Here is a 12,390-nt window from a genome sequence, read left to right as displayed (position 1 = left end):
GTGTCAACCCCCTGGTTCTTCGCGGCGCGGAGAGGGAGGGTCGGAAACGACCTTCCTGACGTTTCCCCAGAGCGAGGATGATGATGACACGTATTGCCGAAGACCCCCGCTACGCGCACACCGATGGCCCGTTCCCTCCGCAGTCGCAGGAGAAGCAGCCCGGACAGACGGATGCCACGCGGCCCACCCCCGATCACGGCGAGCAGAGTTACGTCGGTCACGGCCGGCTGGCCGGCCGACGTGCCCTCATCACGGGCGGCGACTCTGGGATCGGACGAGCCGTCGCCATCGCCTTCGCCCGCGAAGGCGCGGACGTCGCGATCGTGCACATGCCGGAGGAGCAGGAGGATGCCGATGACACTCTGGGCCTCGTCCGCGACGCCGGCCGGAAGGGGCTGAGTCTGTCCGGTGACGTCCGTGACGAGCAGTTCGCGACGGATGCCGTGGTCGAGGCTCGTCGTGCACTCGGCGGACTCGACGTGCTGGTGCTCAACGCCGCCTACCAGCACGACGTCGGCGGCTTCGCGAATCTTGCGACCGAGGACATGCGCCGCGTTTTCGACACGAACCTCGCCGGGCTCATGTACTCGGCGCGGGCGGCGTACCCGTCGATGGAGCCGGGGGCGTCGATCATCGTGACGGCGTCGATCCAGGCGGCCGAACCGTCGCCAGGTCTCATCGACTACGCCATGACCAAGGCCGCGCAGGTCGCCTTCGTGAAGGCACTGGCGCAGGAGGCCGGCACGCGCGGCATCCGTGTCAACGCCGTCGCGCCGGGGCCGATCTGGACGCCGCTCATCCCCTCCACCGGCTGGGACGAGGAGAAGGTCTCGCAGTTCGGCTCCGACACCCCGCTCGGTCGTGCGGGCCAACCGGCGGAGCTCGCCGGTGCGTACGTCTATCTCGCATCGGCGGAGTCGTCGTACACCTCAGGCGCTGTCCTCGCCGTGACCGGAGGGAAGGCGCTGTGAGCATCGTGGCCCCCACAGACCCTCCGTCAGCAACCAGCCCGTCGTGGGAGATCATCCCGCTCGGACGCGCCGGCTGGCGCATCTGCGACGCCACCCGTGGACACGCAGACGCCGCACGACTCGTCGCGTACGCCGAGAAGAGCGAGCTCGGCGCGATCGAGGTGCTGTGGTTGCGCAGCCCCTGCCCGCATCGCTCGCGCTACCGCGACCTCGACGAACTGCTCGAGGACCTGGATGCCGCGGTCGCGGCCGCCGAGGAGAACCGTTCGACGCGTCCCTTCGAGATCCCGCACTTCCCTCCGGAGAGGTAGGCGACGGATGCCTCAGCGAGCCCTGCTCGCCGAGGCATCCGTTCCGCGGTCGGCCTCGTCCGGCAGCTGCTCGACCGGGATGACGACGACGTCCTGCACCTTCCAGTCCAGCGCTGCGATGCCGTCGGAGGCGTGCCGCAGTTTGGCCAGCGACACCCGTGAACGATACGGCCGGACGAACGCCTCGATGTGGAACACCTGTCCCTCGTCCCGCATGCGGACGGCCGCATCGCCGACCCACGGCAGGCGTCGCAGGTACTGGATGACCTCGGCGGCCAGTGGATGCGGTGCCTTGTCGTCGTAGGTCCGTGCGCGCTGGTCCATGAGGTCGCGCACGGCGGACCGGGTGTTGCGCACGCCGTCGCGCACGATGCCGATCGAGATGAACAGGGCGGCCACGCCGTCCAGCCACCACACGCCGAGACCGATCCCCATCACGCCGATGATCGATGCGGCGTTGGTCTGCCAGTCGGCCTTGGCCATATCGGCGTCCGCGTACAGGAGCTTGTTGTGCAGCAGCGGTGCGAGCCGCGCCTTGGCGGGGCCGTAGAAGAACACCGGTCCGATCACGATGACGCTCATCACGCCCACCATGAGCCAGCCCAGCCAGATCGTCTGGCCGAACAGCTGCACCGTGCCGATCGTCGGGTGGTCCTGCGTGACGAGCCCGCTGACCGCCTCGAAGGCGAGATTGAGTCCGACCGTCGCGAGGGCGACACCGGCCACGACGTGCCCGACGCCCATCGCACGGTGGCGACCGTACGGGTGGTTCACGGAGGGGCGGCGCCGGACGAGCAGCAGCGCGATGAGGAAGGCGATCTGGGGGAGGAGGGAGAGCATGTCCTCGATCCATGCCGTGCGCATCGACTGCGAGCCGCCGACCACGAACGCCACGACGATGATCGTCACGGTCGTGTAGCCGATCGTGAACCATTCCCACCTGATCGCGGAGTGCAGTGCGCGATGCTGCTCGGGCGGCAGGTCCGTCCGCCCGAATCGGTGCCGATCGGCGCGGGTCATGAGCCGGCCTCTCCGTCGAGGAAGAGCTCGATGTCCGACAGCAGAGCGTTCTCACCGGCCGGGACGAGCCACACGATCGTGCGGCCCCTCAGGCCGGGCAGGTCGGCGTATCCCCTCGTCGTCCCGACCCGTTCGGACCACGGCGTCTGATCGCTGAACCCGCCGATGGCGAGGTCGATGTCGCCGTCCTCGAGCATGCCGACGAGCGTCTCCTCGCCGGCGGGGACCCAGGAGACGCGCGCGTCGATCGAGTCCGCGTAGTCCCGTGCGAGGTCGGCGAGTGGACCGCGGGGCGCATCATCCGGCGCTTCACCGGCTTCTGCGACCTCCGGCTCGAGGCTCACACCGACCCGGATCGTCCCGTCGGTCACGGTGTCCAGGGTCCCGTCCGGATCCCTGGGCACCGTGCCGAGGCATCCGGTCATGATTGCCGCGAGGGCGCCGCAGGTCATCGTGGCGGCGGCGCGTCGAAGTGCCGCGCGTCGAGCATCTGGTGCGAGCATGCGTCCAGCATCCGGACGGCGGATGCCGTGCTCAAGCGGGTTGACCGCGGCATCCGGCCCGGGTAAGGGTCACACCGGCAGCGGATGCCGTCGGCGCAGGATGACGCGCTGCACCAGCGTCCAGACGACCGTGATCGTGAGATACAGGGCGGCGGCCAGCGGGACGAACAGTGCGAACACCGCCGTCAGGTAGTGCAGGGCGCTCATCATCCGCAGCATCCCCGGCGACGACAGCGGCGTATCGTCGACGGGCGCTGGACGGAAGACGCGTCGGGTGACCTCGGCGACGACCACCATGATCGCGACGAGCCCGCCGAAGACGGCGAGCGTCGGCAGCGAGAACGGACCTGCCGCCAGCATGTGCACGAGGCTCGTGCCCAGCGGCGCGCCGAACAGGTCGTGCGAGAGCAGTTCGTTCGGATGGCCTGCGATCTCGGTGCGCAGGAACAGCGTGTACAGGATGCCGACGATCGGCGCCTGCAGCAGCACGGGCAGGCACCCGGCGAACGGCGAGGTGTTCTCGTCCCGGTAGAGCTGCATCGTCTCGCGCTGCAGCCGATCGGGGTTCTTGCCGTGCCGCTTCTGGATCTCGCGGAGCCGGGGAGCGAGGCGCGCCCTGGTCTGCTCCGCCTTGGCCTGCGAGATGCCGACGGGGATGAGCAGGGCACGCACGAGCAGGGTGACGACGACGACCGCGAGTGCGGCCGCAGAGGCGCCGGTGAAGGGTTCGAAGAAGGTGGCGAGACCGGCGAGGGCGCCATAGGCGGCATCCAGCAGCGCCGCGAGGGGAGGGAAGGAGAAGGGGTCCATGAAGTGTCCGTTCGATGCGTCGGGAAGGTCGGCGGATGCCGTGTCCCGACGCGAACGGACGGGTCACACGGCGCGCACGACTCCCGGCGCTCGTGGACGAGGATGGCCGGCGGCATCCGGATCGCTCTGCGACAGCAGAGTCGACGCATCGATGGCACGCAGCGGATGCGGAGGCGAATCCTTGCCGGCGCTGGGTGCGACGATCGCGACGGCGACGATCAGGGCCGCGACCGCGAGGATCGCGACGGCGAGTCCCAGGGCGGCCATGTCCGGCAGCGCGACAAGCCCGAGCGCGGACAGCACGAAGGCCATCACGTGCTCGATCATCGCCGCCATGTCATCGAGGGTACCCCTCCGCTCATCCTTCGAGCGGCGCGCGGAGGGAGGGCTCTCAACTCCAGGGGTCGTCCGACGTGCCGTCCTCATCCGGTGCGGTCTCGCCCTGCTTGTCCCCGGCCAGCCGGCGCGTGGTCGAGGACCGCTCGGCACCCTCGGCCGAACCGCCCTGCCCCGAGGCATTGGCCGTCGTCGGATCCTCCGTGGCGGCATCCGTGTCGATGCGCGGCGCTGCGGCATCCTCTGCGTAGTCGGGGCGCGGAGGCTGGAGGTCCTGATCGGACAGCTCCCCGCCCTGGCGTCCGCCGTACGGGCGCCCGTGATCGGCCGACTCCTCCCGTCCGAACACCAGCTCCCATTCGCCGACCGTGAAGCTCGCTCCGGTGCGCAGGATCTGGGAGCGCTCGCCCGAGGCGTCCAGCGAGGCCGCGTTCGTCTCGCCGGGTCCGTGCAGCGTGAGCACGTACTCGTCGCGCTCATCGTGCGTGATCGTCGCGTGCACCGGGTCTCCGCTCGGGAGGACGAGTTCGTTGCCCGCCGCGGATCCGATCCGCACGACGTCGTCGCGCAGATGGTAGACGAGGCGATCGCCGCCGCCGGTGATGCGCAGGTGCGGATCTCCGGCGCCCCAGGCGTCGTGGGTCGTGGTGGGCGTGTGCGGTTCCGTGCTCATGGTGACCTCCTGCCTCGACGGTAGGCGGGGGCCCCGATCGAGCGAGAGGGGGTTGACAGCCCGCCGCACACCGGACCGGATGCCGCGGCCGGGCGTAGCCTCGAAGCATGACCGATCTCGCAGCACTTCTCGGCATCCGCCATCCCATCGTCCTCGGACCGTTCGGGGGATTGTCCTCCGTCCGCCTGACCGCCGCGGTGAGCGAGTCGGGCGGGCTGGGGTCGTACGGGCTGTACGGGTACGACGGCGAGCGGATCCGGCAGACGGCCGCCGAACTGCGGGCGGCGACGGCGCGTCCGTTCGCTTTCAACATCTGGCTTCCGACGGGTGACGAGGCGGAGCCTGCGCCGCAGCATGCGGTGTACGCGCAGGCGCTGCAGCCGTTCTACGAGGCCGTCGGCGTCGAGGTGCCGGCACGTCCGGAGCGCTACATGCCGTCGCTGGACGAACAGCTCGACGCGATCTGGGATGCTGCACCCGCCGTGCTCAGCGTCGTCTACGGCGTGCCGTCGGCGGATCTGATCTCAGGCGCTCGCAGTCGCGGCATCCGCGTGGTGGGGACCGCCACGACCGTCGACGAGGCGCTCGCGCTGGAGGCGGGAGGGGTCGACGCGATCGTGGCGACCGGCATGGAGGCCGCGGGGCACCGGGTCTCGTTCCTGCGCTCGCCGGAGGAATCCCTGGTCGGCACGTTCGCCCTGGTGCCGCAGGTCGCGGATGCCGTGGACGTCCCGGTCATCGCCGCCGGTGGCGTCGCCGATCGGCGCGGTGCGGCGGCGGCGTTCGCGCTCGGAGCATCGGCCGTGCAGGTCGGGACGGCGTTCCTCGCGACGTCGGACTCGGCGGCGAACGACGCGCATCGCGCCGCCATCCGCAGCACGTCGGCCGACGCCAGCGTGCTCACCCGCGCGATGAGCGGGCGCCTGGCGCGCGGCGCCCGCAACAGGGCGGTGCGCGCGATCGAGGCGAGCGGGACGATCGCACCGTTCCCGATGCAGAACTGGCTCACCGGGCGCTTCCGGACCGCCGCGGGGCAGCAGAACCTGGGTGAACTGCAGTCGCTCTGGCTCGGTCAGTCGGCGCCGCTGGCGCGGTGGGACACAGCATCCGAGGTGTTCGACGAGCTCGTGGCCGGGATTCCCGGCCGCTGAGAACAGGAGGATCGGCCGAGACCCGGAGGATTTCCGCCGGAATTCCTGATCTCAGGCGGAACTCCTGATCTCGGGATGGCGACGCAGCTCCGGACGGTGCCGCAGGACTACAGGATGACGGTCGATCGGCCGTGCACGATCACGCGGTCCTCCGCGTGCCACTGCACGGCCCGTGCGAGCACGAGGCGCTCGACGTCGGCGCCGCGGCTCTGCAGCTCGGCGGCGGATTCGGAGTGGGTGACGCGCGTGACGTCCTGCTCGATGATCGGCCCCTCGTCGAGGTCGGCCGTGGCGTAGTGCGCGGTGGCGCCGATGAGCTTCACTCCGCGATCCTTCGCCCTCGCGTACGGGTTCGCCCCGATGAACGCCGGCAGGAACGAGTGGTGGATGTTGATCACCGGGGCCCCGAGCTGCTCGATGAACGTGTCGGTGAGGATCTGCATGTAGCGCGCGAGGACCACGAGGTCGACGTTGCCCTGCAGCAGTTCGAGCTGGCGCTGCTCCATCGCCTGCTTGTCGCCGGAGGGGATGTGCACGAACGGGACGCCGAAGCCGCGCACGGACTCGGCGAGATCGGGGTGGTTGGAGATGACCATCGTGATGTCGATGTCGAGCTGGCCGCGCTGCGCGCGCCAGAGCAGCTCCATCAGGCAGTGGTCGTACTTCGACACGAAGATCGCGACGCGCTTGCGGCGGGACACGTCGTGCAGCGACCACTCCATGCCGAACCGGTCGGCGACCTGCTGGATGGACGCCTCCAGTGCAGGGCGCGCGGCCGAAAGTCCAGGCAGGTGGATCACGGTGCGCTGGAAGAACCGCCCGCCCTCGGAATCCGTGGAGTGCTGGTCCAGCGAGATGATGTTCGCGCCGTGCTCGGCCAGCACGCCGGCGACGGCGGCGACGATTCCTGGCTGGTCGTCGCACGCGATGAGCAGACGGGCGGTGTCGGGCTGGGACATGGATGCTCCTTGCAGGGTCTGCGTCGATTCTGCCCCGTCGACGGCGGCGGTGACGAATCGCGGAGCCCGTCGCCACGAATCGGCCCGCTCGCGGCCAGCGGGGCCGATAATCTGACAGGCGTGAACCCGAGCGAAGCAGGACTCGTCCTCGTCCCCCTGATGGCCGTGCTGGCGCCGTTGCTGGCCAAGGGAGTGCGACCCGTGCTGCGCGTCCCCGTCATCGTGTTCGAGCTCGTGCTCGGCATCCTGATCGGTCCGGCGCTTCTGGGGTGGGTCGACGCGGGCGAGGTGCTCGAGAAGCTCAGCGAGTTCGGCCTGGCGATGCTGTTCTTCATCGCCGGCTCCGAGATCGACTTCCGAAAGCTGGCGGGCAAGCCGCTCGTGCGCGCATCGCTGGGCTGGGTCCTGAGCGTCGTCCTCGGGATCGGACTCGGCTTCTTCTTCGCGCCTGGCGAGGGCATGGTCGTGATCGGCATCGCGCTGAGCTCGACGGCACTGGGCACCCTGATGCCGATCCTGCGGGATGCCGGGGAGCTGGGCACGCCGTTCGGTCGCACGGTGACGGCGATCGGCGCCGTCGGGGAGTTCCTGCCGCTGATCGCGATCTCGGTCTTCCTCAGCACGCGGACGACCTGGGTCGCCACCGCTGTGCTGCTGACCTTCGTCGTGCTCGCGGCCGTCGTCGTGGTGTTCGCGCAGCGCACGCCGCACGGCCGGCTGCACGCGTTCCTGCGGGCGACCCTGCACACCTCGGACCAGTTCGGCATCCGCTTCGTGCTGCTGCTGATCGCCTCGCTCGTCGCGCTCAGCGTGGTGCTCGACCTGGACATGCTGCTCGGGGCGTTCGTCGCCGGAGCCGTCTGGCGCATCATCATGGCGCGTGCGCCGAAGGAGGACGCCGAGGAGATCGAGAGCAAGATCGAGGCCATCGCATTCGGGTTCCTGGTGCCGATCTTCTTCCTCTACACCGGCATCACCTACGACCTCGATGCGCTGCTCGCGTCGCCGGAAGCCATCGCGCTCGTGCCGGTGTTCCTCGTCGCTCTGCTGCTGTTCCGCGGTGCGGCAGCGCAGTTCTCGGCGCCGGCGGGTTCCAGCGTGCGCGAACGGTCGGCGCTGGCGCTGCTGTCCGCGACGGGGCTTCCGATCATCGTGGCGGTGACGGCGATCGGCGTGGAGCAGGACATGCTCGACACGGGGATCGCCGCGGCGCTGGTCGGAGCGGGGATGCTGTCGGTGCTGCTGTATCCGCTCATCGCGATGTCTCTGCGCGGCGACAGTGCGAAACTCGCCGCAGCCGAGAAGAACCGCCCGGTCAGCGAGTTGTGATGTCGGCCTCGACGCTCCTGCAGGATGCCCGCCGGCACCTGGCCGGCGTGCCCAAGGAGGGGCTGGGCGAGGAGAAGCACTCGCGATTCCGCGGTGACCGCATCGTCCGGATCGGCGAGGCCTGGCACATCGGCGTCCTGCTGCTGACCGATGACGCGGCGCTGGCCACCGCCGAGGTGCTGCGCGCCGCGAATGCCGGTCGGCGCGGCTACACGGCCGAGTCGGCGCGCGAACGCGCCGCCCGTCGGGAGTGGGCGCTGCGTGGCGGGTTCGACGAGGGAGAGGTCGCGCATGTCGGATGGAGCGTGATCGACGTGGATGCCGTGGACGCCGGCGGGTCCTCCGGCCCGCTGGCCATGGTCGACGGCGTGGTGCAGGTGAAGTGGTCGAGCGCGGGCGGCTACATGCCGCTCGAGGAATACCTGCGAGAGCGGATCGCGCTGCTCACGTGAATCCCGGGTCAGGCGAACGTCGCGGCGAAGCGGCTCAGCAGGGCTTCGCCCTCGGTGACGGTCGAGGCGAGCACGCGCTGCTGCACCGCGTCGAACGCGTTCGCGTCGAAGTATCCCTTGGTGCGGTAGAACGTCATACGCTCGGCGAAGTCCGCCGGGCTCGGCTCCGGGTGGAACTGGGTCGCGTACAGGTGCGTACCGACGCGGTACGCCTGCACAGGACACGCGTCGCCCATCGCGAGCAGCTCCGCGGTCGGCGGTGTCTCGGCGGCGGACTCCTTGTGCGCGGTGAACACCGTCAGTTCGGGACCGCTCGGGCCGAAGACCGGGTCGTGCTGTGCGGCAGCGGTGGCACGGATCTTCACCGCCGCGGTGGATTCGGGATGGTCCAGCGTGACCGTGCCGCCCAGCATCCTGGTCACCACGCCGATGCCGTAGCAGGTGAACAGCGCGGCGGTGCGCCCGTCGATCGCTGCGGCGGCGATGCGTTCGAGGTCGGCCTCCACACGGCGCTGCTCCGCGGTCGGCGCAGGGTCGGTGACGTTCAGCGGGGATCCGCCGATCACGATGCCGCGATGCGCGTCGAGCGCTCCGGCATCCAGCGGAGTGGCCATGAGATCCAGGCGATCGAGTTCGTCGGCGCCGAGTCCTCGGCGGAAGGACGCGTGCTCGGCATCCGCGGCGGCCAGCTCGGGGCGCACGCTGATGTAGAGAAGCGAGGCCATCCGGCGATTCTAGCCAGTCCGATCGCGCGTGCCGAAGCGCATGACGGACGGTGACGCGTCAGCGCGAGGAGCGCGCGGTGCGGCCGCGGATGATCCCGACGAAGGTGTCGACGTCATCGGTGCTGCGCTCGCGTGGCCAGACGAACGCGACGGTCGACACCGGGCCGTCGCGGAGCACGCGGTACTCGACGTCCTTGCGGTGGTGCAGGCGCGCGAGGGACATCGGGACGACGGCGATGCCCACCCCGGTCGCTACGGTCGCGATGAGATCGGCGGTCGTCGGGACGGCTCCGTGCGCGGATGCCGTGGTGTGCGGCAGATCGAGATCCAGGACGTCCTCGTCCGATGCCAGCAGCACCTCGCCGTCCAGATCGGACGCGTCGAGTTCGTCGGCCGCGAGGAGGTGCGATTCGGCGGTGGCCACGACCACCGGAAGCTCGTCGTAGAGCCGGATCACGTGCAGATCGGCATCCTCGATCGGAAGTCGCACCAGGGCGGCGTCCAGATCGTCCAGCGCCGAGCGCTGATCGGCGACGACGAGCGGTACGAGCTCCAGTGGAACATGCGGCATCCGCTGCTTCCAGGCGTCGATCCACTTCCCCGGAGTCGCGCCGGGGATCACACCGAGACGGAAGGTGCGGGGTGCGGATGACGCGGAGTCGAACCGCTCAGCAGGCGAAGCGGGCTTCCCGGTCGCCTTCTTCTTCGGCGTGCCCTTGCCCGGCTGCTTCTGCGGGGGTGCCCCCTTGCTCGTGCGCACGGGTGTCCCTTTGCTGACGGTCCGCCGGCCGCCGCCTGCGCGTCCGCTGCGTCCGCTGCCTCCCGATTTCGCCACGTGTCTCAGGCTACTCGCCCCGCGTGCGTGCCTCGCGGCTGCGGCCGAGAAACCACTCGGCGCGCGAGAAACCACGTCAGCGGCGGTTTCTCCCGCCGGAAGTGGTTTCTCGAGCAGTCAGGCCGCCAGCCAGAGCCCCTTGCGGTCGGTGGCGATGGTGAGTCCGGCGGCGACGGTCTCGTCGTCGCCGATGCGCGAGCCGCGCATGATGCGCGCTCCGGCTCCGACCTCTGTGCGGACGCCGATGTGCGCCCCCGCGCCGACGGCTGCGCCCTGGCCGATGTGCGCGTGCGCGTCGATCGACGCGTTCTCGCCGATCACGGCATCCGGCTCCACCCACGCGCCACGGGCGATCTTCGCCCCCGCGGCGATGCGCGCGCCGGGTTCGATATAGGCGCCTGCCTCGATGACGGCCATCGGGTGCACCTTCGCGCCATGCGCGACGAGGCCGCGACCATTGGCGTGCTTGCGGTATCGCAGCGTGGCGCCCTGCTCGTCCTCGATATCGATGTAGTTCTTACCCACGATTCCTCCCGTTCCGGAGACTCCCGGATATATGGACAACCACGGGTGCCGTGAATTCATTCCCGGATCGGGATGTGCTCACTTCTGGCAGTTCGGGCACCAGAACGTGACGCGTTCGCGAGTGGGATCCGCGCCCTGTTCGCCTCGGCGGATGAGCGTTCCGCAGCGCCGGCACGGCTGCCCGGCACGTCCGTAGACCCAGTCGGTCTCGCCGCGCCGGGCGACACCGGTGAAGGTGCGGTCATGGCGGTCGCGATTCGCTCGGATCACCCGTGCCCCGAGCGCGACCAGGGCTTCGACATCGACCGACGCGGCGGGCGTCGTGGGCAGGATGCCGCGCAGGAACAGGAGTTCGGCCGCGTACTCGTTGCCGAATCCGGCGACGTTGCGCTGGTCGAGCAGGGCCACATGGATGCTGCGATCATCCGCCTGCAGCCGCCGGGCGGCCTCCGGGGCATCCCAGTGCGGACCCAGTGGGTCAGGACCGAGATACCCGACGAGGCGATCCTCGTCGCGCGTCGCGACGAGTTCCACCTCGGCGATGTCGACGCCCACCGCCTCGCGGTGCGCCGTACCGACGATCGCGCGCACCCGGAAGGCCGGATGCCGCCACTTCTGTCCTGGCGCGTACAGGTGCCAGGCGCCTTCCATCCTCAGATGGGAATGGAGGGTGTCGTCGCCGATCCGCAGCAGCAGATGCTTGCCGCGGGCGACGCAGCCATGGATGGTCTGCCCGGTGAGATCGGCGGTGGCGGCGCGCGGCACCCTCAGGTCGAAACGCGTCACAGTGCGACCGGCGAGCGTCTCGTGCAGACGGCGCGCGGTCCGGAAGACGGTGTCGCCCTCAGGCATCGGAGCTCGGGGGTGCGGGCGGAGACGGCGGCGCAGGCGTCGAGGGCGGTGCCGGTGCTGAAGTCCGGGCCTGCGTCGGCACCGGACGGGGAATCGACGTCGGGGTCGAGCTCGGGGCCCGGGGCGGTGCCGGTGTCGGGGTCGGGGCCGGGGCGCGTTCGACCAGTGACCGTGCGAGGGCGGTCGAGCCTGCGACGGCAGCCGGCATCGTGATGATCGCGCCGAGCGGGATCATGAAGCACAGCTGCGTGGCCACGCCGAAGCCGAGCACGCGTGCGCGGCTGACCCGCAGAACCTCCGAGCGCGAATAGGCGGTCAGGCCGCGTGCGTCGAACGCGCGACCGGTGAGCTCGCGGGCGAGCAGCCGGCCGGTGAGCACGATGCTGGTGGCACCGGCGAGGAAACCGCCGACGAGCGGGACGAATCCGATCGCCAGCGTGAGCAGTGCCACCAGGATGCCGAGCGCGATCAGGCGGACGCCCTCGCCGATCGTGGTCCAGAAGCCCGTCTCGCCCGTGGGCTCACCACCCAGCGACCGCTCGACGCCGCGCCAGATCCGCTGGTAGAACGGGTCGCCGATCGTCAGGGTGAGCGCGGTGAACACGGCGCCGGCCAGAGCGAGCGCGGCGATGAAGAGGACGATGCCGAAGGTCACACGCAGGATCTCGCGCCAGGGACTGATCCAGCCATCCGCGAACGGCGTCGCCCAATCCGTCAGGATGCCGAGGCTGAATCCGAACGGCACGAGCACGGCGGCGAGCACGAGGAACGCGATGACGGCGGGGACCAGGCCGAGGGCCATGAGCTTCGGGCGCACCACCCAGAACCGGAACCCCGTGACGAGCATTCCGACGCCGATCCCGAACTCCCGCAGCATGCCTCCAGCGTAGAGGGCGGTGCGGACACGCTGTCATGCGGGCCGAGCCGGGCGTCGTGCG

The 12,390-nt window shown here is 70.2% G+C and carries 16 protein-coding genes; 5 read left to right on the top strand and 11 right to left on the bottom strand.

Features of this window, described 5'->3' with window-relative positions:
* Positions 1-83: 83 nt before the first annotated feature.
* Positions 84-971, top strand: coding sequence for an SDR family oxidoreductase (locus AC3ANJ_RS15370; RefSeq protein WP_488319292.1), 888 nt, complete (start codon positions 84-86; stop codon positions 969-971).
* Positions 968-1,282, top strand: a complete 315-nt coding sequence (locus tag AC3ANJ_RS15365) for a hypothetical protein (protein ID WP_406249088.1) — start codon at positions 968-970, stop codon at positions 1,280-1,282. The genes AC3ANJ_RS15370 and AC3ANJ_RS15365 overlap by 4 nt, the downstream gene beginning before the upstream one ends.
* A gap of 12 nt (positions 1,283-1,294) precedes the next feature.
* On the opposite strand, the gene AC3ANJ_RS15360 is transcribed toward AC3ANJ_RS15365, so the two are convergent.
* From AC3ANJ_RS15360 to AC3ANJ_RS15340, 5 genes are all read right to left on the bottom strand, one after another.
* Positions 1,295-2,302, bottom strand: a complete 1,008-nt coding sequence (locus tag AC3ANJ_RS15360; RefSeq protein WP_488317037.1) for a cation efflux transmembrane domain-containing protein — start codon at positions 2,300-2,302, stop codon at positions 1,295-1,297.
* Positions 2,299-2,805, bottom strand: a complete 507-nt coding sequence (locus tag AC3ANJ_RS15355) for a hypothetical protein (protein ID WP_488317036.1) — start codon at positions 2,803-2,805, stop codon at positions 2,299-2,301. The genes AC3ANJ_RS15360 and AC3ANJ_RS15355 overlap by 4 nt, the downstream gene beginning before the upstream one ends.
* A 69-nt stretch (positions 2,806-2,874) precedes the next feature.
* Positions 2,875-3,615 (bottom strand): YidC/Oxa1 family membrane protein insertase, encoded by a 741-nt coding sequence (locus AC3ANJ_RS15350; protein ID WP_488317035.1) that lies wholly within the window; start codon positions 3,613-3,615, stop codon positions 2,875-2,877.
* Positions 3,616-3,678: 63 nt separating this feature from the next.
* Positions 3,679-3,951, bottom strand: coding sequence for a DUF6412 domain-containing protein (locus tag AC3ANJ_RS15345; RefSeq protein WP_488317034.1), 273 nt, complete (start codon positions 3,949-3,951; stop codon positions 3,679-3,681).
* Positions 3,952-4,006: 55 nt separating this feature from the next.
* Positions 4,007-4,624: an FHA domain-containing protein gene (locus tag AC3ANJ_RS15340; RefSeq protein WP_488317033.1), complete on the bottom strand. Its 618-nt coding sequence runs from the start codon at positions 4,622-4,624 to the stop codon at positions 4,007-4,009.
* A gap of 107 nt (positions 4,625-4,731) precedes the next feature.
* On the opposite strand from AC3ANJ_RS15340, the gene AC3ANJ_RS15335 reads away from it, so the two are divergent.
* Complete coding sequence (locus AC3ANJ_RS15335) at positions 4,732-5,775, top strand: NAD(P)H-dependent flavin oxidoreductase (RefSeq protein WP_488317032.1); 1,044 nt, start codon at positions 4,732-4,734, stop codon at positions 5,773-5,775.
* 107 nt (positions 5,776-5,882) lie between these two features.
* On the opposite strand, the gene purU is transcribed toward AC3ANJ_RS15335, so the two are convergent.
* Positions 5,883-6,734 (bottom strand): formyltetrahydrofolate deformylase, encoded by an 852-nt coding sequence (gene purU / locus AC3ANJ_RS15330; protein ID WP_488317031.1) that lies wholly within the window; start codon positions 6,732-6,734, stop codon positions 5,883-5,885.
* Between the two features lie 120 nt (positions 6,735-6,854).
* On the opposite strand from purU, the gene AC3ANJ_RS15325 reads away from it, so the two are divergent.
* Complete coding sequence (locus tag AC3ANJ_RS15325) at positions 6,855-8,063, top strand: cation:proton antiporter (protein ID WP_488317030.1); 1,209 nt, start codon at positions 6,855-6,857, stop codon at positions 8,061-8,063.
* Entirely contained in the window at positions 8,063-8,515 is a 453-nt protein-coding gene (locus AC3ANJ_RS15320) for a glutaminase (RefSeq protein WP_488317029.1), read from the top strand. Before AC3ANJ_RS15325 ends, AC3ANJ_RS15320 begins: the two co-directional genes overlap by 1 nt.
* A gap of 8 nt (positions 8,516-8,523) precedes the next feature.
* Here the strand turns inward: AC3ANJ_RS15320 and AC3ANJ_RS15315 are convergent, their stop codons facing one another.
* From AC3ANJ_RS15315 to AC3ANJ_RS15295, 5 genes are all read right to left on the bottom strand, one after another.
* A complete protein-coding gene (locus tag AC3ANJ_RS15315) occupies positions 8,524-9,240 on the bottom strand; it encodes a glutamine amidotransferase-related protein (RefSeq protein ID WP_488317028.1) in 717 nt (238 codons plus the stop codon).
* Between the two features lie 58 nt (positions 9,241-9,298).
* A complete protein-coding gene (locus tag AC3ANJ_RS15310) occupies positions 9,299-10,000 on the bottom strand; it encodes a LysR family substrate-binding domain-containing protein (protein WP_488317027.1) in 702 nt (233 codons plus the stop codon).
* A 192-nt stretch (positions 10,001-10,192) separates the two neighbouring features.
* A complete protein-coding gene (locus AC3ANJ_RS15305) occupies positions 10,193-10,600 on the bottom strand; it encodes a transferase (protein ID WP_406249100.1) in 408 nt (135 codons plus the stop codon).
* 78 nt (positions 10,601-10,678) lie between these two features.
* Complete coding sequence (locus AC3ANJ_RS15300) at positions 10,679-11,452, bottom strand: DNA-formamidopyrimidine glycosylase family protein (protein ID WP_488317026.1); 774 nt, start codon at positions 11,450-11,452, stop codon at positions 10,679-10,681.
* Positions 11,445-12,329: an EI24 domain-containing protein gene (locus AC3ANJ_RS15295; RefSeq protein WP_488317025.1), complete on the bottom strand. Its 885-nt coding sequence runs from the start codon at positions 12,327-12,329 to the stop codon at positions 11,445-11,447. The genes AC3ANJ_RS15300 and AC3ANJ_RS15295 overlap by 8 nt, the downstream gene beginning before the upstream one ends.
* Positions 12,330-12,390: the final 61 nt, after the last annotated feature.

It is taken from the genome of Microbacterium sp. STRO-1N, assembly GCF_057748015.1.
Note: the sequence above shows the minus strand (reverse complement) of the source record. Positions and strands in the feature narration are given on the sequence as shown.